This window comes from Streptococcus sp. 17.1 (assembly GCF_016648655.1).
Classification (GTDB): Bacteria; Bacillota; Bacilli; order Lactobacillales; family Streptococcaceae; genus Streptococcus; species Streptococcus salivarius_E.
The window spans coordinates 287,318-310,199 of record NZ_JACLQM010000001.1; the positions used below are offsets into that span (position 1 = coordinate 287,318).

A 22,882-nucleotide genomic window follows, 5' to 3' on the forward strand; every position below is an offset into this window, starting at 1 on the left:
ATAACTACTCCTTATTTTTCAAATACATTGTAAGCTGCTTATGGGCCAACCAGGTCAAACTCACCATCAACCCCTCATAAATAATAAAGAAAATCACAAAACATTGAAGGAAATACTCTTCTGGTAAAACGTTGATAATCGGATCCAAGATTGGATTAAAGAGCCAACTGCTATCTCCAGGAAAGAGGGCTTCATGAAAGAGCGTGAAAAACTCATCAAAACCAAGAAATAGTCCTATAGTCCCTATAAGAATTGGCAAAACAGCCAGACTCAGATAAAGCCTACGATAAAGACCAAAGGTGCCCTTCTTCACATTTCGCCAAAGAGAAGTTGCTGCGGGATAAGCCAGTAGAATAACAAGCCCCTGTACCAAATGAAAGAGCCACTTGACATCATGAAAATGCTTTAGCCCACTCTCCGACGATGGAAAATCAGGCATGGCCAGATGACCAACCCAAGGAAAGGTCAGGTACTGCATGAGGACATTGAAATTATGCCAAAGCTCCGTCTTTCCGATAATGACATAGTCCATAAGATGCATCCAGTCAATATCAAAATAATAGAATCCCCATGCCAGATAAATCGTCACTAGGATAGACAGGGCCAGGAGCCAAATCGGAGTCAGTACAGCTTCAATCTTAGTTCGCATCAAAATCCCACTCCGCTAGACTAGCAAGTACGTGGTCTGGTTTGACAGGTAGACCTGCAACCTCTTCCGCCTTGGTGAAGCCAGTTGTCACAAGTAGTGTTGGAAAGTCATTTTTAATGCCCGCTGTAATATCAGTCAAGTAATTGTCACCAACCACAATAGTTTGGCTACGTTCTGTCCCAAGGATTTCAAGAGCCTTATTCATGATAATAGCTTTAGGCTTACCGATAATGATTGGTTTCACACGGGTAGCCGCCTCAATAAGGGCCAAGAGGGAACCAGCACCTGGAAGAAGACCACGTTCTGTTGGGATATTCAAATCTGGGTTAGTTCCAATAAATATAGCCCCTTTGTGGATAGCAAGAGTTGCCTTTACCAACATTTCATAAGTGACTTCACGATCCAAGCCCACCACAACATAGGCAGGATTTTCCTCATCTACCGTATATCCCGCTTCCGCAATTGCAGATTTAAGCCCAGTCTCACCGATAACATAAACCGTCTTGCCACGATTCATATCGTTCATGTAGTCAACTGTCGCCAAAGTAGCTGTGTAAATGGTCTCAAGAGGCGTTTCCAACTCGCACTGATTACGCAAAAGCTCTTGGACCATCTCTGGTGTACGCATACTGTTATTAGTCACAAAAAGATAGGGAATCTGACGCTTCTGCAACTCCTTAACGAAGGCTTCTCCCTCAGGAATGCGGTCCTTCCCCTTGTAAATAGTTCCATCTAAATCAATCAAATAACCTTTATATGTCATCCTACTCGTCTCCTATTTCTTTCCATTGGATAATAGCCTGAGCATGAATATTGCCATCCACACAAATCTGGTGTTGACTGCTCAAACTTTCTTGGTCAAACTCGTAACCTGAATAAATTTCTGATCCATGATGAATTTCCTTAACATACTTGAGGTCAATATGGGCTGGTGTATACTTGGTCAAAAAGTCCAAATCGAAAACATCCAACATCCACTCCAAGTACTTGCTATTATTAACGTGACCATTCATGTCTAGGTCAAAATAACGCACTCGATAAAGCGTATCAATTGGATTTTCCAAAGCCTTATAACGAGGCCCTCTAAGCAACTTTTTAATCTTATCAGCCCCATAAGGTGCTACCACCTCATCTGGCACTTCGGCTACCTTACGCGTTTCATAATCCATAAGAGCAAAAGTAGTCTTAAAGAGCATGATTTGTTGACCAGTTTCATCCGTGATGTAAAAATTACGGTAACAAAAAATCTTATTATAGGAAACGGCTTCCGTTGTAATGGTCACCTTTTCATTGTAACGAGGCAAACGGTCAATCTCAATCGCATAGTCTGTCACAATCCAAACTAGACCATATTTATCAAAAACTTCCTTATCCGTATTACCCAGAGACTCTGACTGCATACCAGATACTTGCAATGAAAAAGCCAATAAATGTGGTAACTTCACCTGATGCGTGATATCCGTCTCATAAAACGGAATCTGGTAAGGAATGCTAAATTTCAATCCCATCTAATCCTCCAAGATAAATTGCTCAGCGACACTATCTCCCAGAAAGAGTCCTCGTTTTGTCATACGAACCACCTCTGGATCCTTGACCAAGAGCCCATCTTCCTGTAGTTTTTTTACAATGTCTCCATAAGTATCCGCGAATGACAAGCCAAACTTCTCTTCAAAACGTTTAATAGACACACCCGACTTTTTACGCAAACCAAGGAAGAACTCCTCTTCCATCATCTCCGCCTTAGTCAGATGTTCTTCGTGAAGTCTAGCATGGCCATCCTCAGCTATAGCCTTTAGGTAATGCTGGATAGGGCCTCTATTGCGATAACGAACACCATTGACATAACCAGAGGCTCCAGCACCCACACCATAATACTCATCATTATTCCAATACATGAGATTGTGACGACTCTCCATCCCAGGTTTGGTAAAGTTTGAAATCTCGTAGTGCTCAAAACCATTGTTTTCCAACTCTTGGATAATATAGTCAAACATCTCTGCTTCCAAGTCCTCCGTTGGGAGATTGAGCTTACCTCGACGCATCTTATTCATAAAGACCGTGTGATGTTCCAATATCAAACTATAGAGACTTAGGTGTGGAATATCCAGTTCCAGTGCCTTTCTCACATTTTCCTTGACCTGATCCATGGTTTGACCAGGTAGTGCATAAATGAGGTCAATAGAAATATTATGAAAACCAGCAGCCTTTAAGCTATCAATACTTTCGTAAATCTGTGCCTGATTGTGACTGCGACCAATTTGACGCAAGTGCTTGTCATCAAAGGTCTGAACCCCTAAAGATACGCGATTAACAGCTGATTTTTTGAGCACCTCAATCTTATCAACCGTCAAATCCCCAGGATTGGCCTCAATGGTAAACTCCTCCAACTTAGACAAATCCAAGTTTTTCTGAAGATTGCTTAAAAGGTAGTCCAATTGCTCCGCAGAAATAGCTGTCGGTGTCCCACCACCAATATAAAGGGTGCGAAGCTCCTTGATATCTAAAAGCTCCCACTCACGAATCAAAGCCCGTAGGTAGTCATCAACGGGCTGATTTTTAATAAAGACCTTGGAAAAGTCACAATAATAACAAATTTGTGTGCAAAATGGAATGTGCACATAGGCTGACGTTGGTTTTGTTTGCATGTAACTATTCTACCATTTTTTAAGCAGAAATGAGACCTCGAATGATAAGAGTTTGAGCCAAAAAAGAAGCCATCTCTTCAGATAGCTTCTATACTTTATTTTGTTAATGAGAATGGGAAAGCATTATAGTTGCTATAATCAAAGGTTGGTCCCAAGTCAGAGATAAATTGAACTGGCGTGTAAGTTCCATTTTCAAGAATAAAGCCAGGCTTAGCTTGGAAACCAGCTCCCCCTATTCCTGTAATCCCAGGAAGCAAGGTAGAAAAATCGCCACCCTCCCAAACGTAGAGATTACCAGAAATTTGAACAGCTGTTGCAGTTGTAGAGCTTTGACGATAGGGTTCGTAATCGACATTGAAATTTGCCTTTGAAGTGATGTTGCCATCAGCATCAACTGTAAAACTAATGTCTGTTGCTTGAGGACTCGTACCAGTCCAAGTTCCTACCAAAGCTGCTGGGACAGGAGCATCACTTTGGGTATCAGCTGTTGCTTGACTAGACTTGTTTGACTCAGAAGCAGCACTACTATTTGTCCCTGCTTGAGCATCATTTCCAGCTGAGGCTTGATTTTTTGAAGAGCTAGCTTCAGGAGCACTCGCTTCTTCTTGACCTTGAGAATCCTTTGAAGCTGAAGCTTCTGTCTTAGCCTTTTTATCAGACTTCTTTTCAGAAGTTTTTGTTCTTGCAGATGACTTCACTACTTTAGAAGTTGACGTTGTAGATGATGATGCAGTGTCTTGTTCTGACTTAGAGCTACATCCAACAAGGGTTGTAGAAACAGCAACTGACAACAATACAAGTGAGCAAACACGGATAACTTTTCTTTTCATTTTCATAAACCTCTTTCTATATGTCTATTATATATTTTTTGTTACAAAAATCAAGTATTATTTGTAATTTTGTAACATTTACGTCATTGTTTGTATCCCTGTCTTAAGTTAACATGTCTGTGTAAGCAAAAAAGTCTATCATTCCCATAGGAATGATAGACTTTGGACTATTATTTAAGAACGATTCATCTGCGAAAGGTATCCTGTTTAGTGCTTTTCTTCTCTTTCAAGATAACCTTTATAAGAGAGAAGGTTAAAGCTATCCTCTAAGAGAATAATGCGCTTACCACCATCTACAAGGACATAATAGTATGACTTGCTCGCATCGTGGTAGATGTCATTAACACTCTTAGCATGATAACCATGTGACTTAAGAGACTTCTGTATTTTAGCAAACTCTTTTTGCACCTTACCATTATCTACGCTGCCTGATTGATCCACCAGATATTCTTTTAAAGGCTTAGCAATTAAGATATCTTTACCATCAGAATCTGTAGTAACAACCCCATTTTCAGAGATAGTCCCTTCTACTTCTGAATCATCATCAGAATCAAATTTTTTCCATTGCCCAACAAAAACTTTTGGAACCTCTGCCTTATGAAAAAGACATGTCTTTTTTAAATCTTTGGTACTTCTTGATCCGTAGTGGAGGTCTGATAAGAATAAATCTAGAACTAAGTTTGTCCCATCTTTCTGAATCAGATTATAGTATCCAAACACTTCCGTCTTTACCAGGATGATCTCTTTTGTCTGTAATTGGTATTTCTTGTCAAAATCAGCAATCGTTTTTAGTTTTGAATCACTGACGTCCTCTAAGTTTTTTTCAAACTTCTGTCTTACTTTCTGACCAATAGAGATTTCTTTGATTTCTTCTTCCCTATGGCCTGCAACAAGTTTTGACTTTTTCCCACTTAACTCATAAACCAAACCAGCATTATCACTAGTTACCCACAAACCACCCAAGTTTGTTCCTTTGGAAGAAAACAAAAAGAGGCCAAGACTTGTTGCTACAATAAGAAATAAAGCAATACCAAGACCAATAAAAGTCTTCTTCCCAAACTTTTTCTTCTTAACAAAGACCATTTGCTGTGCATAAGGTTGGTTAACTATTTGATTTGGTAAAGGCATGGTTCCTGCAGTCACGGAATTTCCATTGTTGGAAAAATTAACTTGTTTTCCTTCCATAACAAATTCACCATTTAGAAGGGCCTGCTGACACTCCTGAATAGTGGGCTTACGATTATTAATCGCTTCAAAATATTCAATCCATTCTTTTCTATTCATCATCTCTCCTAACAGTTCTTAACAGAAAAATCTATCACTAGCTTGGAAGTGATAGATTTTTCAATTATTTAAGCACTTCTTGAGTCTTAGCGTAGTTAGCTTCAACAGCTTCTTTTTCAGCTTTCCACCAATCTTGGTGATCTGTATACCACCTAATCGTTTCTTCCAAACCTGATTCGAAGTTTGTGAATTGTGGTTCCCAACCAAGTTCTTCACGCAATTTTGTTGAATCAATCGCGTAACGCAAATCGTGACCAGCACGGTCTGTTACACGGTCGTAAGCATCTTTTGGTTGACCCATTTTTTCAAGGATGAGTTCAAGCACTTCCTTGTTATTCTTTTCACCATCAGCACCAATCAAGTAAGTCTCACCGATACGGCCCTTAGTAAGGATGGCCCAAACACCAGTTGAGTGGTCATTAGTGTGAATCCAGTCACGGACGTTTTTACCTTCACCGTAAAGTTTTGGTTTAATCCCTGACAAGATATTGGTGATTTGACGTGGGATGAATTTTTCGATGTGTTGGTATGGTCCATAGTTGTTTGAGCAGTTTGAAATAGTTGCCTTAACACCAAATGAACGCACCCATGCCTTAACAATAAGGTCTGAAGCAGCCTTAGTTGATGAATAAGGTGATGATGGGTTGTATTTGGTTTCTGCTGTGAATTTTTCACCAGGACCTTCACCATGTCCAGGGAGATCTTCACGCAATGGAAGGTCACCATACACTTCGTCTGTTGACACGTGGTGGAAACGAATATCATATTTACGAGCAGCTTCCAAAAGTGTGTATGTACCAATAAAGTTTGTGTGGATAAATGGTGATGGGTCGTTCAATGAATTATCATTGTGACTTTCAGCCGCGTAGTGAACGATAGCATCAGCCTTAGCAGCCAATTTATCAACCAATTCAGCGTCAGCAATATCACCAACAACCAATTCAACACGGTCACCAAGGATTTCTTCAATGTTAGCACGGTTACCAGCGTAAGTGAGCTTGTCAAGGACAGTCACATGCACGTCTGGATGATTGTTGTAGACATAGTGTACGAAGTTTGAACCGATGAAACCTGCGCCACCAGTTACGATGATATTTTTATATTCAGTCATTTTTTCTCCAAATTTCTTAGTTCCTTGACCGTTCCTTTAGCTAGTGAGGGACGCCAGCAACCCTTTGGTTTCATGGCTAAATCCGGAGCCTAAGTCTCCGGATTTCCCTACAAGATTCCCTTAGGGAATCTTGTTCCCACTAGGGCAGGAACGATCTTATAACGCTCCTTGCAGTCGCGATACTGCTATGCAAGACTCATTCTTACAAATCTTCTGCTTTTAGGGGTTTAACGTCTTTGAGTAATGGGTGGTTTTTATCTGCTTCTGAGACTTCTGCTTCTTCCAAGTTTTCCCACTTGATATCAAGGCTTGGGTCTGCGTAATTGACAAAGGCGTATTTAGGTTTAAGCTCAAGTGCCCAGTAGTCGTTCACAAGGTAGCTATAGGATACTTTGTCAGACAAAACTTGAAAACCATTGGCAACACCACGAGGAACAAAGATTCCTTTTGAGGCATCAATGACTGTTTGGTAAGTATTTCCAAACGTTTCGCCTTCACGAAGGTCAACCCATGTTCCAAGAACCTTTCCTTCATCTGCTACTGAGATGTATTTATCCCAAGGCTCAGCGTGCAAACCACGTAAAACATTTTTTCGTGAGAAAGAAACATTGTTTTGCAATTTTCCTTCTGCAAAGAATGATTCTGGAAAACCAAGCGGCAACATTTTTTCCTTTTGGAAGTTTTCCTTGAACCATCCACGGTTATCTCCATGTACTGGAATATCAAATTCAAGTAAACCTGGGATGGCTTCAATCTTACGTGCAGCTAATTCTTTACCAAAAAATTGTTCAGTCATTATGCTTCTCCAATCAAACGGAGCAAATATTGCCCGTATTCATTCTTCTTAAGTGGTTGTGCCAATTCGAGGACCTGCTCTTTAGTAATGTAGCCCATGCGATAGGCAATTTCCTCAAGGTTAGCCACTTGAACATTTTGCAAACGTTGAACTGTTTCAATGTACTGAGCAGCTTGCAAGAGACTTTCGTGAGTGCCTGTATCCAACCAAGCAAAGCCACGTCCCATAAGTTCAACAGAGAGGTCACCACGTTCTAAGTAAGCCTTGTTAACATCCGTGATTTCAAGTTCGCCACGAGGACTTGGCTTGATATTTTTAGCAATTTCCACAACATCATTGTCATAGAAATAAAGTCCAGTTACAGCAAAGTTTGATTTTGGATGCTCAGGTTTCTCCTCGATTGAGATGGCATTCATATTGTCGTCAAATTCAACAACACCAAAACGTTCTGGATCCTTAACTTGATAACCAAAGACTGTAGCTCCTTTTTCCTTAGCTTCAGCACGTTGAAGCATGGCAGAGAGACCATTGCCATGGAAAATATTGTCCCCAAGAACAAGGGCAACACTATCATCACCAATGAAGTCTTCACCAATGATAAAGGCTTGAGCCAATCCATCTGGACTTGGTTGTACTGCGTAAGACAGGGAAATACCGAACTCAGAACCATCACCAAGGAGCTCTTCAAAACGTGGAAGGTCCTGTGGGGTTGAGATGATGAGGATTTCCTTAATACCAGCCAACATAAGCGTTGATAGTGGGTAATAAATCATTGGTTTATCGTAAATCGGCATCAGTTGTTTTGATGCAGCACGAGTCAATGGATACAGACGCGTCCCTGAACCGCCTGCAAGAATAATACCTTTCATAAGAAGGCTCCTTTTTTCTCTAATATATTACCTATATTTTAGCATTTTTCAGCCCTCTTGTCACGGTAAACCCTATGTTCTTAAGCTTTCATTAAGAAAATCACAAGTGTCCATTTTCTTAATCCAATGAAAAAAGGATTTCGATTGAAACCCTTTTAGATTGAAGATAATCTCTTGTAGCACTTTCCTTAGAAAGCGTAATCATCATCTTCTTCAGTGCCTTTGTGCACTCATCCAGTCAAAGATACTGTTATAGGTTTGCCCATTGACACTAGCTCGAGAGCCACCGCCATAGGTTGGGTCAGTGGCTACCATACCACTATAACCATCCCAATTCTTCGTATTTTCAGGATGCTGAACGCCAATCACCTGGTCATGGAAGAAATAAATCCAAGCCCAATGCCCATCATACTCTGTACCAGGAAGATCAGTCCCGGTAGCTGTTTCAAAGTATGAAAACCATTTGTTAGAAGCTCCAGAGGTAATCAAACTCTTGTATAGAGGCAAGACACTATTTTCTGGTTGAACTGTTGCGTCTGCTTTCGTGTGAATCAACCACATAGGCTGGTCCTTCAGTTTATCAATCCCAGATTGGTCAACAGTTAAGGGAGCAGCAATTGGAATGAGAGCTGCAAAATAATCTGGATAGGTTGCTCCCATGGTCAAGACCATACCACCACCATTGGAAACCCCTGCAAGATAAATTCGTCCCTTATCTACCTCTGGGTGATTAGCTAGGTATGTATCAATGGTCTCTTTGAGTTGTGCTGCATTATCCGACCCCCAAGGTGTCTGCGTTTGAACAGCAAGCACATTGACCCCACGCGCCTGATCACCGGTTGTTAAGAAATGACCTTGAATATCAGACTGGGTAAGCGCATAAACGTCATTTGAAAGAAGCGGAATATTCATATCTGTCCCTCTTTCACCAATGCCGTGTAGCCAGACTATCAAAGGTTTGGTGCTATTTCCCGTACCGGTCTGGGCACTATAAGCCGCATACTGCATGTTACCTACCTGCCCTCGCTCATCGAAAACCTCCGTTGTTGGCATCAAACGATTATTGATGGCATCTTGCTCAGAAGACACCATTTGCGACTGACTACTACCTTCTGCCACTACTGACAAATCTTTCATTGATACCATATAACTTTCCAGCCATTGGTTAGTCCAAGTAGAAAGGTTAAAATACATAGGTTCAGCATTTCCACCCATGTTGTAGCGATTATAAGAAGGTAGGCTCAATTCAAGCGTCACGTACTTGCTGTTATCATAATAGACCACATGCCCCTGATCGTCGGACACATAAGAATTCGTCACCTGACGACTAACTCCTGCTGTTGTAACCTGGGTTGAGCTGTGGACAACCTCTGGCGTGACCTTCTGATTAAATTCAAAAATGACTTTGGTTACAGCAGGACCAAACTCATAACTCTCTAGGACAATTTTTGTCTTTGTCACTGCCAAGTCTTCTGCTGCCCCTGCTTTGACAGACAAGCCTAAACTTATGGCTAACAAGGAAACAAAGACTGTCACATATACTTTAACTTTTTGGAACATAGTCCCTCCCCATTTTTTTATTAGTATTCACCTACAATCGATGAACAGTTACTATTTTATCATTTTCTAATCAAATAAGAAATAGATGTAAATAACTCTAATAAAAAAAGAATCAGCCAACATCCCTCAATAGAGAGAAATAGCCAGCTGATTCTTGAGTCTAAATATCTAGAAGAACTTTAATACTATTAGTCTTTTTTCTTAATGTACTGAGGCACTGGATAGTCCGCACTATCCAAGCTACCAGGTCGATTCATGGCCAAATCAACCAGATTTTTTCCAATCAGTGGCCCTGTCGTGAGCCCTGAAGATCCTAAACCAGAAGCAACAAAGACACTCTCAAGCTCTGGAACTTCTCCAAAGAGAGGAGAGAAATCACTCGTGTAGGCTCTCGTTCCCACACGTTCTGAGAAGGACTTGGCCGTACTTAAGTCAGGGAAATAGGTCTTAGCCTCTTCCTCCAGACTTGCAAGTACAGTCTCATCAACTGTCAAATCAAAGCCTTGGTCATTTTCGTGGCTGGCCCCTACCGAAATCTTTCCACCTGCAAAGGGGATGACATCTAGTTCGCCCTCTGGCATCAAAACAGGCAACTTACCAGTATCTAACCCCTCAAAGAAATAGTCACGTAATTGACCTTTTTGGGGGCGAACATCTACTTCAAAACCAAGGGGTTCAAGCGTTTGACCTAGCCAGGCACCACAAGCGAGAATGACCTTATCAAAAGTTTGAGCATTAATCTCGTAAGTGCCATTGTCAAGAGGAGAGAGTGTAACTGGTCCTTCCACCTTTACAAAACCAGAGGCCTCAATCAAGGTCGCTGTCAACTCTGCTCCTTCCACTCTGGCTCCTCCAGAAGCATAGAGATAATGGTCAAATCCAGTGAATTCAGGGAGATCCTCAGCATTTTTTATAGAGAGTTCACCAATAATGGGTGATTCTTCTAGTCTCGTTTTTGCATGCTGGTACAAAGCGTCCAATTTACTATCGTCTTTCTTGAGAAGGGCTACACCAGACTGATCATAGAAGCTCGTGTCATAACCATCTTTTTCAAGATCTGAAACTAAATCTTGGTAAAAATCGGCTCCCAAACGGGCCATGCGATACCAAGCCTTATTACGACGCTTGGAAAACCAGGGGCTGATAATCCCTGCTGCTGCCTTGGTTGCTTGTCCAAGACCATGATCAAATACTGTAACTTCTACGCCTTTTTCTTTTGATAAGTAGTAGGCAGCCGTTGAACCGACGATACCTGCACCAACGATTGCAATTTTCATTTTTTACTCCATCTATTTGAAAAGAGCTGAGTCCTATATCAATAGGCACAGCTTTTTATTATTCTTTTACCCCAAGGCCACGTCCATGACCATCATGACGACAAAGCCAACCATGAGCCCCAAGGTTGCTACGTCAGTATTACCATTGGTTTGTGATTCAGGAATCAATTCCTCCGTTACCACAAAAATCATGGCACCAGCCGCAAAGGCCAAAGCATAAGGAATGATTGCCATCATCAACATGACAAGGGCAGCTCCCATAACAGCCCCTATAGGCTCCACGATGGCTGACATAGATCCCCAATAAAAGGCCTTGATACGAGATTTTCCATCTGCTCGAATAGGAACTGAGAGGGCTGCACCTTCAGGGACATTCTGCAAACCAATACCTATAGCTAGACCAATGGCTCCCATAAGACCCGCGAATGTCATATTGCCACCAGCCAAGGCTCCGAAAGTCACACCGACTGCTAATCCCTCTGGAAAATTATGAATGGTGATAGCCAAAAAGAGCAGGGCTGTCTTGGACAACTTTTTCTTACGAGGTTGAATACCTTCTGCTTTAGAGATGTCATTCCCCAAATGCAAATGGGGAACGACGGCATCAATCAAACGAAGGGCAACACCTCCAAGCAAGAAACCAGCTGCCGCAGGGAACCATGACCACTTCCCATAGCCATTTTGAGTCGCATAAGTTAAAGAGGGGTCCAAAAGCGACCAAAAAGAGGCTGCAATCATGACACCTGCCGCAAAGCCCATCATGATATCTAGTAATTTACGGCTAATATTCTTGAAGAAGAAAACAATGGCCGATCCGACAATGGTACAGCCCCAAGTAAAAAGACCAGCAAGCAAGGCCAAAAAGACCACATTTTGATGTAAAAGCCAAGTCACAGACACATCCTCCTACAAATGGTCAAAAGGATTGGTTGAGGACTGACTTTCAAGTATGGTCACATTCCAATCATGCTCAAGTTTCCAAGCCTCAAGTTTCTCAGCAATCTTTGAGATAAAAAGGGCTTCGATATGGTGCCCGGGATCAATTGCCAAGAGACCATTAGTAATCATTTCCTGTCCTGTATGGTAGTAAACATCACCAGTGATGAAGACTTGTGCGCCCTTTTTCAAAGCATCCTGGTAAAATCCTTGACCGCTACCCCCACAAATAGCCACACGGCTAACTAGAGGATTGTCATGATTATAACGAACTAAGCGAACACTATCTAAGGCAAAAACAGACTTGACTTTAAGAGCAAGTTCTTCAATAGTCTGAGGCACGATATCACCCACTCGACCGATTCCATGATTTTCAGAAGTCTGCGTTAAATAAGTGGTGTCTTTAATGTCAAGTAAGTCACAGAACCAATCATTAAGTCCATCATTAACGACATCAATATTAGTATGACTCACATAGACTGCAATATCATGCTTAACCAGGTCAAGTAAAATATCTCGGTCAGGCGAAGACACCAAATCCTTAACTGGACGAAAAATTGGAGCATGTTTAGCAATAATGAGGCCCACACCTTTTTCAATGGCTTCGGCTACCGTATTTTCACGAACATCCAAGGTAACCATGACCTTCTGAATTTCCTTGTCCAGACTGCCAATCTGCAAGCCAACCACATCACCTTCCATAGAAAGCTCCTGTGGACAAAATTCTTCATAAGTCTTAATAAGTTCACTAGCTAACATGATTCAAAACCTCCTTAATGGTTTGAATTTTATCTTCAATAGCTGTACGATCAGCCTGATTGGCCAGTGGAATGGATCCTAAAGCAATCTCTAATTTATTGATTTCACGTTGCCATTTGATCTGGAAAACCTGAGATTGGTCTTTCATGAGATGAGGACCAAAACGCACTTCCTTGTCCGAAAGGCTCATGTGTCCAGCTTCTGCCACCATGATTTCGTAGTATTTGCCATTTTCAGTCATGATAGACTCTGCAATAATCTCAAAACCATTTTCCATCAACCACATACGGAGATCATCTTCACGATTATTTGGTTGTAAAATCAGACGGTCTACGCCCTTAAGTTTGTCCTTTCCAGCATCAAGGATATCCGCAATAAGACGTCCTCCCATACCACAAATCGTGATAGTGGTTACGTCATCAGCAGGCTCAAAGGCAGCCAAGCCATTAGCCAAGCGCACCTCGATTTTATCTTGGAAACCAGAAGCTGAGACATTAGCAAGAGCAGATTCATAGGGCCCTTTTACCACTTCTCCAGCAATAGCTGAAGTAATCAGGCCTTTTTCAAGTAAATAAATCGGAAGATAGGCATGATCACTGCCTACATCCAAGAGTTTTGCGCCTTTGGGAACATAGGTTGCTACATCCTTAAGGCGTTGAGATAATTGTACGTACATGTTTCATCTTTCTATTTTTTTAAGTCTCTTCAATTATATCAAAAAAGGAGGTTGGTAAGAAATGCTTTTAACACATTTCCTAACAACTTCCTTTTTGCTTATACTTTCTCGCCTGTAAAGACGAAGAATTTAGAAATAATATAGTTCAATACAATGATAAGGACCTGAGAGAAGAGGCTCTCGATACCGTTTACCCAAGCATGACTATGACCAACAAATTGACCAATAATTTCTGGATAGGTATCGACCAAGAAATAGGCCAGAGCCAAATCCAAGACCAAGGTCAATAGGCGAGCACCCACGAACTTAACAAAGCGCGTAACCATACCTGTCTTTTCCTGATTAAAGACAAACATGTCATTTGTAAAAAAGGCAAAGATAATGGCAATCGCATTTGCTAAGACTGCTGAAAGTGTTCCTTGTTGGGTAAACTGGAAAATCAAAGTACGACTGACCATATAGACCAACGTTGCCAAGACACCAAAGAAAAGGTACTTGAAAACTTCGGTGGCCATGAAGGCTCTGAGCTTAGCTATCATACTTAGTCCAATCCAATTTCTGCACGAACAACATCGGCAATCGTATCAACATAGTAGTTCACTTCATCATCTGTTGGGGCTTCTGCCATAACACGAAGAAGAGGTTCGGTACCACTTGGACGAACCAAGATACGTCCATTTCCAGCCATCTCAGCTTCCATTTTTTCAATGATGGCGGCAATTGCAGGAACTTCCATAGCCTTATCTTTCATGCTATTTTCCACACGGATATTAACCAATTTTTGTGGATAGATGGTCACTTCTGAAGCCAATTCAGACAAGCTCTTACCTGTTTCAACCATGACTTTAGTCAATTGGATTGCTGTCAATTGACCATCACCAGTTGTGTTGTAATCCATGATAATAACGTGTCCAGATTGTTCACCACCAAGGTTGTAGCCATTTTTACGCATTTCTTCGACAACATAACGGTCACCAACAGCAGTCACTGCCTTGTTAATGCCTTCACGGTCAAGTGCCTTGTGGAAACCAAGGTTTGACATAACTGTTGTCACAATGGTATTTTTAGCCAACTCGCCCTTTTGAGACAAATGTTTACCGATGATATACATCACCTTATCACCATCAACAATATCACCATTTTCATCAACAGCGATGAGACGGTCACTGTCACCATCAAAAGCAAGACCGATAGCTGAGCCAGTTTCTTTAACCAAGGCTTGCAACTGCTCTGGGTGTGTCGAACCAACACCAGCATTGATGTTAAGGCCATCAGGTTGGTCACCAATTACAGCGATTTCTGCGTTCAAATCAAGGAAAATATTACGTGCGGATACCGCAGCTGCACCATTAGCCGCATCCAAGGCAACCTTCATACCACCAAGGTCAACACCTGTAGCCACCAAGAATTTTTCGTATTTACGAAGACCCTCTGGATAATCCACAAGTGTTCCAAGTCCTTCAGCCGAAGGGCGTGGAAGCGTATCTTCTGTAGCATCGAGAAGGGCTTCAATTTCCGCTTCACGCGCATCATCCAATTTAAAACCATCGCCACCAAAGAACTTGATACCATTATCAAGAGCTGGATTATGGCTGGCTGAAATCATAACACCGGCACTTGCATTTTCTGTACGAACCAAATATGAGACACCAGGTGTCGCAAGTACTCCAAGTTTGTAGACTTCAATACCCACTGAGAGCAAACCTGCTACTAAGGCAGATTCTAACATCTCACCAGAGATACGTGTATCACGTGCCACAAAAACTTTAGGACGGCCAGTCTCATGTTGGCTAAGCACATAACCACCAAAACGACCTAATTTAAAGGCCAATTCAGGCGTAAGTTCAACGTTTGCTTCTCCACGAACACCGTCTGTTCCAAAATATTTACCCATAATTTTATTATTAGTGCTTGAGCACTAAATCCTCCTTAAACTGTGATGCTGTTTAGCAAGAGTCAATCTAGTGAAATCTATCTAGACAATCTAACTTTATAAGATTTCGCCAATATTTTCAACCCTTGATTTTAAACATTTTTAATTGGTTACATTTTTATGAGATTAGTCCCTCTCAATCCCATCCATTATACATGAATTTAGGAAAAATGTAACTCCCCTATTTTTGCGTAACTTTTAAGTTAACCTTAACAGTGCCAGGCTGAACCGTAACACCTTCTGCCTTAAGGTCTATTGTTTTTGAAGTGTCCTTAGTCACTTGGCTAATGTCCACAGGGACTGTAATGCTATCAATCTTATCCATAGCTTCTTGGCTACCAACAATAGTCACATGTCCACGATTAAAGCTATAGCTGATACTAGACACATTGCTAGCCTTATCTCCAGTCAGTTCGACCTTGACAGGAACAGATTTGCTTAATTTTCGCAAACTAATCTTGGCATGCACCTTAGCTGGTGAGATTGAACTTGCTAGGACTGTTCCATTGGTCGAAACTGCTTGAAGGACCAAGTTCCCATCATAATCTTCAGACAGGTTGGAATCGCCTTCCAATACTGCTTGAACATGATCAATCTGGTTAATGATATCTTCACTTGACGTCACCTCTACCTTGGTTGCATCCAGGCTAACTTTTTTAACTTCATAGCCATTTGCTAACTTATCTGATGTGATGTTAGCTACGACGTCAAAGGTCTTGCTGGCTTTTTTACCAATAGTCGCCGTCAAGGTTGATGGCGATACTTGTGCAGACATTCCAGCTGGAAGATCCTTAACCTGAATAGGTACTCGACTGGTTCCTTGACCCAGATTCGACAAATCAGCAACTAATTTAAAGTGACGCGTATCACTACTTGTCTCTGTCGTTAAAGCCAGCTGTGTTGTCGCTGTCAAATAGACTTCGGCATCATAGGAATAACCACTGATAAAGTACTTATCACTATCATATTTAATATCCACAGGAACCGACTCAACGGTTTGTGTAAAGGTATTAGATGCACTTGAACTATTGTTTTTATTTTGCGTATTTCCCGACCATGCCGTGAAAAAGAGTACCACAGCAAAGAAGAGAGCAACTAGCATCTGCCATAAACGATCGTTTTTAAAGAAATTTACGAAACGCTTCATTTTTTGCTACCTCCCATCCAACGTTGGAAGAATGACTGACGTGGTTCTTGTTCTTTCAACAAGATAAGACTCAACTCTTGTTCAAATTCTTGAACAGAGAGATCATGGATGAAATTTCCCTTGTAAGCAATTGAAATCGCACCAGTTTCCTCAGACACAACAAAGGTCAGTGCATCTGTCTGTTCTGAAAGACCAATAGCAGCCCTATGTCTAGTCCCAAACTCTTTGGAAATCTTATTAGATTCCGTCAATGGCAGATAAGAACAAGCCGTCGCAACCTTGTTATCTCTGATGATAACAGCCCCATCATGAAGCGGTGTATTTGGGATGAAAATATTAATTAACAGTTCCCCAGTCACCACTGCATCAAGTGGAATACCTGTCGCAATCTGCTCTTGTAAGGTCTGAGTCTGTTCAATAGAAACCAGCGCCCCAATCTTACGAGGACTCATGTACTTAACAGCTTTAACGAAGGCTTGAACCAACTTCTCATCTGAGCTAACCTCTTTATTTTGCAAAAAATGCTGAGGCGTACGTCCAAAGGTTTCAAGTGCAGAACGAAGCTCTGGCGCAAAGATTACAACCGCCGCAATGGCGCCATAGTTGATAACCTGATTCATCAAATAAGAAATCGTCGTGAAGCCTATAAAATCAGAAATCAGTTTGACTAAAATAAATAAGACAACCCCTTGAACAAGGGTCATAATTTTTGTCCCTCGTAGGGCCCTAATAAAGCGATAAATTAAAAAAGTAACAATCAATATGTCCAAACTATTGACGATAACTTTCAGCGGACTATCAAAGAGTGACCGCCAAAAATCAATATCAATGGACGAAAGTAATCCCATACATATCACACTTTCTTTTAATTTTTAAACAGTTTCTATTATACCACGAATTCTAACTATTTTGAGACTACAATCACTACTTTTTGTGATAAAATAAATTCATGACTATGAAAACTACCATGGGAATTCTAGCGGGAAAAGCTAGCCATTTCGTCCTTTCAAAATTGGGACGTGGCTCAACCCTGCCTGGAAAAATCGCCCTTAAATTTGACAAAGATATTTTAGACACTTTAGCCAAGGACTACGAGATTGTCGTTGTCACTGGAACCAATGGTAAGACTCTGACAACAGCTTTAACAGTAGGAATTCTTAAAGAAGCTTTTGGTGAGATTGTGACCAATCCTAGTGGGGCCAACATGATCACAGGAATCACTTCTACTTTCCTAACAGCTAAAAAAGCCAAGTCTGGTAAGAAAATCGCTGTCTTAGAAATTGACGAGGCTAGCCTTCCAAAAATCACTGAATACATCACTCCAAGTCTTTTTGTCTTCACAAATATTTTCCGTGACCAAATGGACCGCTATGGTGAAATCTATACCACTTATCAGATGATTTTAGATGGTGCTGCTAAGGCACCTGAGGCCACTATTTTGGCCAATGGGGACAGTCCTCTCTTTAATTCTAAAGAAGTGGTCAATCCTGTACGCTTCTATGGTTTTGACACTGAAAAACACGCTCCAGAGCTGGCACATTATAATACCGAAGGAATTGTCTGCCCTAAATGTGAGAGCATTCTTCAGTATCGCCTCAATACTTATGCTAATCTGGGTGACTATGTATGCCTCAACTGTGACTTCCACCGTCCAGAATTAGACTATAAGCTAACAGAGTTGACTAAAATCACTAACACTACTTCTGAATTTGTCATTGATGGACAAGATTACAAGATTAATGTCGGTGGTCTTTATAACATCTACAATGCCCTTGCTGCCGTCTCTGTCGCTGAATTCTTCGGAGTGGCTCCAGAGCAAATCAAAGCTGGTTTTGATAAGAGTCGTGCTGTCTTTGGACGCCAAGAAACCTTTAAGATTGGTGACAAATCATGTACTCTCGTACTAATTAAGAATCCTGTGGGAGCTAGCCAAGCTCTGGATATGATTAAACTTGCAGATTATCCATTTAGCTTGTCAGTCCTTCTTAACGCCAACTATGCTGATGGTATTGACACCAGTTGGATTTGGGATGCCAACTTCGAAAGCATTCTCGAGATGGATATCCCTGAGATTAACGCTGGTGGTGTTCGCCATTCTGAAATTGCCCGCCGTCTTCGTGTAACTGGCTATCCAGAAGAAAAGATTACGCAAGCAGAAAAACTTGAAGATATTATGGCCTTGATTGAAAAACAAGATTGCGATCATGCCTATATCTTAGCGACCTATACTGCCATGCTTGAATTCCGTGATATTCTTGCCCAACGTCATGCTGTCGGAAAGGAGATGAACTAATGACTTATACTTCACTCAAATCTCCAGAAAATCGTGACTACACCTATGACCTAAATGTTGCCCACCTTTATGGTAATCTACTCAATACCTACGGTGACAACGGAAATGTCCTTATGATCAAATACGTGGGTGAAAAACTTGGTGCTAAGATGACCTTCGACATCGTTTCAGTTGGTGATGACTTCGACAAGGACCACTACGACATGGTCTTCTTTGGAGGTGGTCAAGACTACGAACAATCCATCGTTGCTAAAGACCTCCCAACTAAGCGTGAGGCTATTGGTCAATTCATCCAAGATAACAAAGTAATTCTTGCCATCTGTGGTGGTTTCCAACTTCTTGGTCAATATTACATCCAGGCTAATGGTGTCCGCATTGATGGTATCGGTGTTATGGGCCACTACACCCTTAATCAAGAAAATAATCGTTATATTGGTGACATTAAGATCCATAACGAAGAGTTCGATGAAACTTACTATGGCTTTGAGAATCACCAAGGGCGTACCTTCCTCTCTGATGATGAAAAACCACTTGGAAAAGTGGTCTACGGTAATGGTAATAACAAGGAAGACGGTTCTGAGGGTGTCCACTATAAAAATGTTTATGGTAGCTACTTCCATGGACCAATTCTTTCTCGTAATGCCAACCTGGCCTACCGTTTGGTCACTACTGCCCTTCGTAACAAATATGGCCAAGACATTAAATTGCCAAGTTACAATGACATTCTTTCAAGCGAAGTCGCTGAAGAATACGCAGATACTAAATCAAAAGCAGAATTTGGAAAATAATTCTATGACATAGCAAAATAGCGGAACCCTTAGGGTTTCGCTATTTTTTCATATCTATTTCCAAAGTCGTCTTTTCTTCAATCTGTCTTCAATTTTTCGATTATCAATCCTTAGAATGGCAATCATATCAAACAAGAGCCAAGTTCGTTTAGGATAAACAATGTATTTGGGAGACCAAATTGGAGAGAACTTCTCCTTATAACGTTGGAGCCCACTAAAAGAGTAAAAACGCTGCGCAAAGACATAGACCAAATTGGCAACCTTCTCTTCCAAAAAACTATCTTCTTCAGTACCCACATTCGCGAGTGGAGCCATTCCCATATCAAAGTACTGCTTTCCTTCTGCTTGGAAGTACTGGAAGAGTTTCACAAAGAGGTAATCCATGATGCCTTCAGGTGCCTTTTCAAAGTCATAACGCATAAGGTCAATCGTCGCCACCCGTTTGTTTTTGGTTGGCATGATATTGGCAAAGGCTACAATTTCTCCCTCCTCACTCTCAACAATAGCAATCGGTGCTTGCTGCAAATAGGCTACATCAAAGAAACCAAGAGAGAAGCCCTTCTCCTTACGACCGTTAAGCCAAATATCTGAGACAGCCTTCATTTCTTGCATCTGAGTCTCTGAAAATGGAGGATCAAGTAACCTAAACTGGAAACCTGCTTTTTCAACACGATTGGTTGGCTTACGGAACTTCTTACCATGCTTACCATCAACAGAAAATGACGTCAAATCAACCATGGCATTTTCCCCAAATTTCATAAAATCAAAGCCATAATCATGAAGCATCAGGGTAATACTCTCATCTGCCTCATAAAACAAGGCTTGTAAATTCCAATCCGATAAGGTCTTCAAGAAAGATTCCCAAGCTGCTCGGTAATAGTTTTCATTACCTATCGGATTTCCCATAACCACACACTTGTTACTGGTTTGTGCAAATTGGAAAACAACCTGGTCTTGTCCATCAACACGATACCAAAAGAGGCGTTTATCATGTAAATAAGCCAGGGCACTTTCTGATGCACCTCCATATTTCTCAAGGAGAGCTGTGAAGCGCTCATCATCCATGCTTTGACCAAAAGGCCTGCGGGGTGCCAAAATTCTCAAGACTCCCCAAACTATGGTTGCAATGATAACTGATGCCAGTAAAATATCAAACCAAATATGAACAAAATGTCCAAGAACATCCCGATTCTTAGGTGGCAATAAATGAGACCAAAAACCGCTGCCACCCAGAACAAGAAGAACCAGAATCGTAAAGGCTAGGAAAAGGAAATCCTTGGTTTTGTCTTCCCAACTATAAACAAAGTAACGATGATACAACCTCTTTCTGATGATCAACATAAGCACCAAAGAGAGTAAAATTAGGAAAGACATGGCCCATGAAATACCATTGAGATTGACATAAATTAAGGCCAAGACAAAGGTTATCAAGGAGGCAACAAAAGCTCCCTTAACCCGACGTCTAATAAGACGAGCCATGAAAATGAATAGGGTACCAAATAGGATACTTGGGAATTGCCAAATCAACTGTTCCTGAATAGGATCAAAACGGCTAATAAAGTAGACATTAGCCAAGCGTTCAGGGATTAGGGCAGACAAAATCAAGAAAATCCCTAAAAAACGTAGCAAATAGACGAGAAAGCGGTGGAGACTTCCACCAAATACACGTGAAGAAAGTTTGAAGTATTTCTCGTTGATACGTCCTCCCATGTGTTTGAAAAAGAAGATAACACCAAGCAAGAAGGGAATAACGTAGTAGGTTAAACGAAAGAGCAAGAGCAGACTAACCGCAAGAGCATTGCTAACCCCCATAGAGGTCAGACCGGTAATCACAATCAAATCAAAACTACCAATCCCACCCGGAATCATAGAGAAGATACCAATAATAACCGCTAGGAAATAAAGTGGAACCAGATTATAAAGGGGAACATGTAAGCCCATTAAATAAGCCACACTGACAAAGCTCCCCAGGGCCGTTCCCCATTCAGCTGTCGAAGCTAAAAGAAGACTTAGCCTCGTTTTCAACGGTACTTGACCAAAATAGGTTAACTTTTCACGACTAGAAACAAAGAAAATAAAAGGCAGATAAAGGAAAATACCCAATAAGAGTAACCAATATTTTCTTAAGTCTGGACTGAGAGGGAAGAACCAAAAGACAGCGAATACCAAACCACTTAAAAGGGATAGGCCCGACATAAAATAAGGTAATAAACGAGAAAGTGCCTTAACACCTGTCTTTTCCTGCCCATCCTCAGAATAAAAGGAATATCGTAGTCCCACATCGACCAAACCAGCAAAACCAGCCAAGTTATTAATGGTATTGACAGCCCAACTTGTTTCTAAGATATAGGATTTGGAATAATCCGTTTCTAGCTCCTTATTCAGTATAATGTCATAAAAGAGCATGGGGGAGACAGCGACTAGTCCGATGACAGCCATCAAAACAAGATGCCAAATAGACAAACCGGACAGAGCTGACTCCAGTGACTCTAAAGTGATGGTCCGTTTTAGACGAACCAATTCTATGACGACAAGGACCGTAATCGAGATAAAGAAGATGGATTTAACGGCTGCTTTTAAAGGTTGAAGTCTCTCTAAAAAACGCTTCATGCCACCACCTCTTTTCGACTAATTCTCACAAGCTCACGAATCATATGATTAAAGACCTTATATTTACGTTGAGCTAGACGATGCCCTTCACGACGTTGGACATAGAGCTTATGAATCGGAAAGAGCTCTGAAATCTCTCTAGAATGCCTAATACTGATAACATCCCTTTGCCCCATAACTACCCAAACAGGATAGGCAGCCTGATGTAGACGTTCCCTATCTAGTGGCAAGTCATGAAGCATCAGACCCGTTACCTGAGCCATGATATCCATTTTAGATGAAAATGGTGACAAGGCTTTTAAGCAAAGATATTGTATATAGACCGCGAATCTTGAGCGTCTCGTCAACCCATTAAAGGTCATATTTCCCGCATTAAGCAAGAGCCCTGCAATCCGGTCAGGATAACGACTAGCATAAACCATAGCCAAATTAGCACCGTCACTATGACCGACAAATAAGGCCTTCTTAATATTCAAATATTGCAAAATTTCCTCCAAATCGGCAGCCATCTGTTCAAAGGTCATCTTGACACTCTGACGACTGGACCTGCCGTGATTACGACTATCAATGAAAATTAAACGATAGTCTCGATACAGAATTCCTTGCTTACCAAAGTAATTCCCTGACAAATTATTGCCATGCAAAAAAACAATTGGAAAGCCTTTACCGAGATCACGATAATAGATGATTTGACCATCTTTCACTTTGAATTCCATAAT

At 41.2% G+C, this 22,882-nt stretch carries 22 protein-coding genes; 2 read left to right on the top strand and 20 right to left on the bottom strand.

The annotated features are described in order from the left end of the window. Nucleotides 1-4: 4 nt before the first annotated feature. The 18 genes from H7T99_RS01345 to cdaA form a co-directional block, all read right to left on the bottom strand. A complete protein-coding gene (locus H7T99_RS01345; protein ID WP_037601014.1) occupies nt 5-649 on the bottom strand; it encodes a TIGR01906 family membrane protein in 645 nt (214 codons plus the stop codon). Further along, nucleotides 639-1,412, bottom strand: a complete 774-nt coding sequence (locus H7T99_RS01350; protein WP_037601011.1) for a TIGR01457 family HAD-type hydrolase — start codon at nt 1,410-1,412, stop codon at nt 639-641. The genes H7T99_RS01345 and H7T99_RS01350 overlap by 11 nt, the downstream gene beginning before the upstream one ends. A 1-nt stretch (nt 1,413) precedes the next feature. Then, nucleotides 1,414-2,157 (bottom strand): acyl-ACP thioesterase domain-containing protein, encoded by a 744-nt coding sequence (locus tag H7T99_RS01355; RefSeq protein ID WP_037601009.1) that lies wholly within the window; start codon nt 2,155-2,157, stop codon nt 1,414-1,416. After that, nucleotides 2,158-3,294, bottom strand: coding sequence for a radical SAM family heme chaperone HemW (hemW, locus tag H7T99_RS01360; RefSeq protein WP_013990758.1), 1,137 nt, complete (start codon nt 3,292-3,294; stop codon nt 2,158-2,160). A gap of 95 nt (nt 3,295-3,389) precedes the next feature. Beyond that, a complete protein-coding gene (locus H7T99_RS01365) occupies nt 3,390-4,130 on the bottom strand; it encodes a hypothetical protein (protein WP_037601005.1) in 741 nt (246 codons plus the stop codon). Between the two features lie 201 nt (nt 4,131-4,331). Further along, entirely contained in the window at nt 4,332-5,408 is a 1,077-nt protein-coding gene (locus H7T99_RS01370) for a hypothetical protein (protein WP_037601002.1), read from the bottom strand. A 64-nt stretch (nt 5,409-5,472) separates the two neighbouring features. Further along, nucleotides 5,473-6,519, bottom strand: coding sequence for a dTDP-glucose 4,6-dehydratase (gene rfbB / locus H7T99_RS01375; protein ID WP_037601000.1), 1,047 nt, complete (start codon nt 6,517-6,519; stop codon nt 5,473-5,475). 202 nt (nt 6,520-6,721) lie between these two features. Next, nucleotides 6,722-7,315, bottom strand: coding sequence for a dTDP-4-dehydrorhamnose 3,5-epimerase family protein (locus H7T99_RS01380; protein WP_037600997.1), 594 nt, complete (start codon nt 7,313-7,315; stop codon nt 6,722-6,724). Next, nucleotides 7,315-8,184 (bottom strand): glucose-1-phosphate thymidylyltransferase RfbA, encoded by an 870-nt coding sequence (gene rfbA, locus H7T99_RS01385; protein ID WP_002883992.1) that lies wholly within the window; start codon nt 8,182-8,184, stop codon nt 7,315-7,317. Before rfbA ends, H7T99_RS01380 begins: the two co-directional genes overlap by 1 nt. A gap of 213 nt (nt 8,185-8,397) precedes the next feature. Beyond that, nucleotides 8,398-9,744 (bottom strand): acyl-CoA thioester hydrolase/BAAT C-terminal domain-containing protein, encoded by a 1,347-nt coding sequence (locus tag H7T99_RS01390; protein ID WP_037600993.1) that lies wholly within the window; start codon nt 9,742-9,744, stop codon nt 8,398-8,400. A 188-nt stretch (nt 9,745-9,932) separates the two neighbouring features. Continuing rightward, a complete protein-coding gene (locus H7T99_RS01395) occupies nt 9,933-11,021 on the bottom strand; it encodes an NAD(P)/FAD-dependent oxidoreductase (RefSeq protein WP_037600990.1) in 1,089 nt (362 codons plus the stop codon). A gap of 66 nt (nt 11,022-11,087) precedes the next feature. Next, nucleotides 11,088-11,915, bottom strand: coding sequence for a ZIP family metal transporter (locus tag H7T99_RS01400; protein ID WP_037600988.1), 828 nt, complete (start codon nt 11,913-11,915; stop codon nt 11,088-11,090). A 12-nt stretch (nt 11,916-11,927) separates the two neighbouring features. Next, entirely contained in the window at nt 11,928-12,716 is a 789-nt protein-coding gene (locus H7T99_RS01405; RefSeq protein WP_037600985.1) for a Nif3-like dinuclear metal center hexameric protein, read from the bottom strand. Further along, nucleotides 12,706-13,392: a tRNA (adenine(22)-N(1))-methyltransferase gene (locus tag H7T99_RS01410; RefSeq protein WP_037600982.1), complete on the bottom strand. Its 687-nt coding sequence runs from the start codon at nt 13,390-13,392 to the stop codon at nt 12,706-12,708. Before H7T99_RS01410 ends, H7T99_RS01405 begins: the two co-directional genes overlap by 11 nt. 98 nt (nt 13,393-13,490) lie before the next feature. Next, complete coding sequence (locus H7T99_RS01415; RefSeq protein WP_013990768.1) at nt 13,491-13,931, bottom strand: GtrA family protein; 441 nt, start codon at nt 13,929-13,931, stop codon at nt 13,491-13,493. 2 nt (nt 13,932-13,933) lie between these two features. Next, on the bottom strand, nt 13,934-15,286 hold the full coding sequence (gene glmM / locus H7T99_RS01420; protein WP_037600981.1) for a phosphoglucosamine mutase: 1,353 nt from the start codon (nt 15,284-15,286) through the stop codon (nt 13,934-13,936). A gap of 220 nt (nt 15,287-15,506) precedes the next feature. Then, a complete protein-coding gene (locus H7T99_RS01425) occupies nt 15,507-16,472 on the bottom strand; it encodes a YbbR-like domain-containing protein (RefSeq protein WP_002890696.1) in 966 nt (321 codons plus the stop codon). Next, nucleotides 16,469-17,320 (bottom strand): diadenylate cyclase CdaA, encoded by an 852-nt coding sequence (gene cdaA, locus H7T99_RS01430; RefSeq protein WP_037600978.1) that lies wholly within the window; start codon nt 17,318-17,320, stop codon nt 16,469-16,471. The genes H7T99_RS01425 and cdaA overlap by 4 nt, the downstream gene beginning before the upstream one ends. A gap of 101 nt (nt 17,321-17,421) precedes the next feature. Between cdaA and murT the strand changes: the two genes are divergently transcribed. Continuing rightward, entirely contained in the window at nt 17,422-18,765 is a 1,344-nt protein-coding gene (gene murT, locus H7T99_RS01435; protein WP_037600975.1) for a lipid II isoglutaminyl synthase subunit MurT, read from the top strand. Next, nucleotides 18,765-19,553, top strand: a complete 789-nt coding sequence (gene gatD, locus H7T99_RS01440) for a lipid II isoglutaminyl synthase subunit GatD (RefSeq protein WP_037600973.1) — start codon at nt 18,765-18,767, stop codon at nt 19,551-19,553. The genes murT and gatD overlap by 1 nt, the downstream gene beginning before the upstream one ends. Nucleotides 19,554-19,607: 54 nt before the next feature. Here the strand turns inward: gatD and mprF are convergent, their stop codons facing one another. Both mprF and H7T99_RS01450 read right to left on the bottom strand, forming a co-directional pair. Next, complete coding sequence (mprF, locus tag H7T99_RS01445; protein WP_037600970.1) at nt 19,608-22,163, bottom strand: bifunctional lysylphosphatidylglycerol flippase/synthetase MprF; 2,556 nt, start codon at nt 22,161-22,163, stop codon at nt 19,608-19,610. Beyond that, on the bottom strand, nt 22,160-22,879 hold the full coding sequence (locus H7T99_RS01450) for an alpha/beta fold hydrolase (protein ID WP_037600967.1): 720 nt from the start codon (nt 22,877-22,879) through the stop codon (nt 22,160-22,162). The genes mprF and H7T99_RS01450 overlap by 4 nt, the downstream gene beginning before the upstream one ends. Nucleotides 22,880-22,882: the final 3 nt, after the last annotated feature.

What these genes read in the sequence shown, in the direction of transcription:
- H7T99_RS01345 (WP_037601014.1), bottom strand. Translation starts at nt 649, where the DNA reads ATGCGAACTAAGATTGAAGCTGTACTGACTCCGATTTGGCTCCTGGCC.
- H7T99_RS01370 (WP_037601002.1), bottom strand. Translation starts at nt 5,408, where the DNA reads ATGAATAGAAAAGAATGGATTGAATATTTTGAAGCGATTAATAATCGT.
- H7T99_RS01450 (WP_037600967.1), bottom strand. Translation starts at nt 22,879, where the DNA reads ATGGAATTCAAAGTGAAAGATGGTCAAATCATCTATTATCGTGATCTC.
- H7T99_RS01355 (WP_037601009.1), bottom strand. Translation starts at nt 2,157, where the DNA reads ATGGGATTGAAATTTAGCATTCCTTACCAGATTCCGTTTTATGAGACG.
- H7T99_RS01390 (WP_037600993.1), bottom strand. Translation starts at nt 9,744, where the DNA reads ATGTTCCAAAAAGTTAAAGTATATGTGACAGTCTTTGTTTCCTTGTTA.
- hemW (WP_013990758.1), bottom strand. Translation starts at nt 3,294, where the DNA reads ATGCAAACAAAACCAACGTCAGCCTATGTGCACATTCCATTTTGCACA.
- gatD (WP_037600973.1), top strand. Translation starts at nt 18,765, where the DNA reads ATGACTTATACTTCACTCAAATCTCCAGAAAATCGTGACTACACCTAT.
- H7T99_RS01365 (WP_037601005.1), bottom strand. Translation starts at nt 4,130, where the DNA reads ATGAAAATGAAAAGAAAAGTTATCCGTGTTTGCTCACTTGTATTGTTG.
- H7T99_RS01405 (WP_037600985.1), bottom strand. Translation starts at nt 12,716, where the DNA reads ATGTTAGCTAGTGAACTTATTAAGACTTATGAAGAATTTTGTCCACAG.
- glmM (WP_037600981.1), bottom strand. Translation starts at nt 15,286, where the DNA reads ATGGGTAAATATTTTGGAACAGACGGTGTTCGTGGAGAAGCAAACGTT.
- rfbB (WP_037601000.1), bottom strand. Translation starts at nt 6,519, where the DNA reads ATGACTGAATATAAAAATATCATCGTAACTGGTGGCGCAGGTTTCATC.
- cdaA (WP_037600978.1), bottom strand. Translation starts at nt 17,320, where the DNA reads ATGGGATTACTTTCGTCCATTGATATTGATTTTTGGCGGTCACTCTTT.
- mprF (WP_037600970.1), bottom strand. Translation starts at nt 22,163, where the DNA reads ATGAAGCGTTTTTTAGAGAGACTTCAACCTTTAAAAGCAGCCGTTAAA.
- H7T99_RS01380 (WP_037600997.1), bottom strand. Translation starts at nt 7,315, where the DNA reads ATGACTGAACAATTTTTTGGTAAAGAATTAGCTGCACGTAAGATTGAA.
- rfbA (WP_002883992.1), bottom strand. Translation starts at nt 8,184, where the DNA reads ATGAAAGGTATTATTCTTGCAGGCGGTTCAGGGACGCGTCTGTATCCA.
- H7T99_RS01410 (WP_037600982.1), bottom strand. Translation starts at nt 13,392, where the DNA reads ATGTACGTACAATTATCTCAACGCCTTAAGGATGTAGCAACCTATGTT.
- murT (WP_037600975.1), top strand. Translation starts at nt 17,422, where the DNA reads ATGACTATGAAAACTACCATGGGAATTCTAGCGGGAAAAGCTAGCCAT.
- H7T99_RS01425 (WP_002890696.1), bottom strand. Translation starts at nt 16,472, where the DNA reads ATGAAGCGTTTCGTAAATTTCTTTAAAAACGATCGTTTATGGCAGATG.
- H7T99_RS01350 (WP_037601011.1), bottom strand. Translation starts at nt 1,412, where the DNA reads ATGACATATAAAGGTTATTTGATTGATTTAGATGGAACTATTTACAAG.
- H7T99_RS01395 (WP_037600990.1), bottom strand. Translation starts at nt 11,021, where the DNA reads ATGAAAATTGCAATCGTTGGTGCAGGTATCGTCGGTTCAACGGCTGCC.
- H7T99_RS01415 (WP_013990768.1), bottom strand. Translation starts at nt 13,931, where the DNA reads ATGATAGCTAAGCTCAGAGCCTTCATGGCCACCGAAGTTTTCAAGTAC.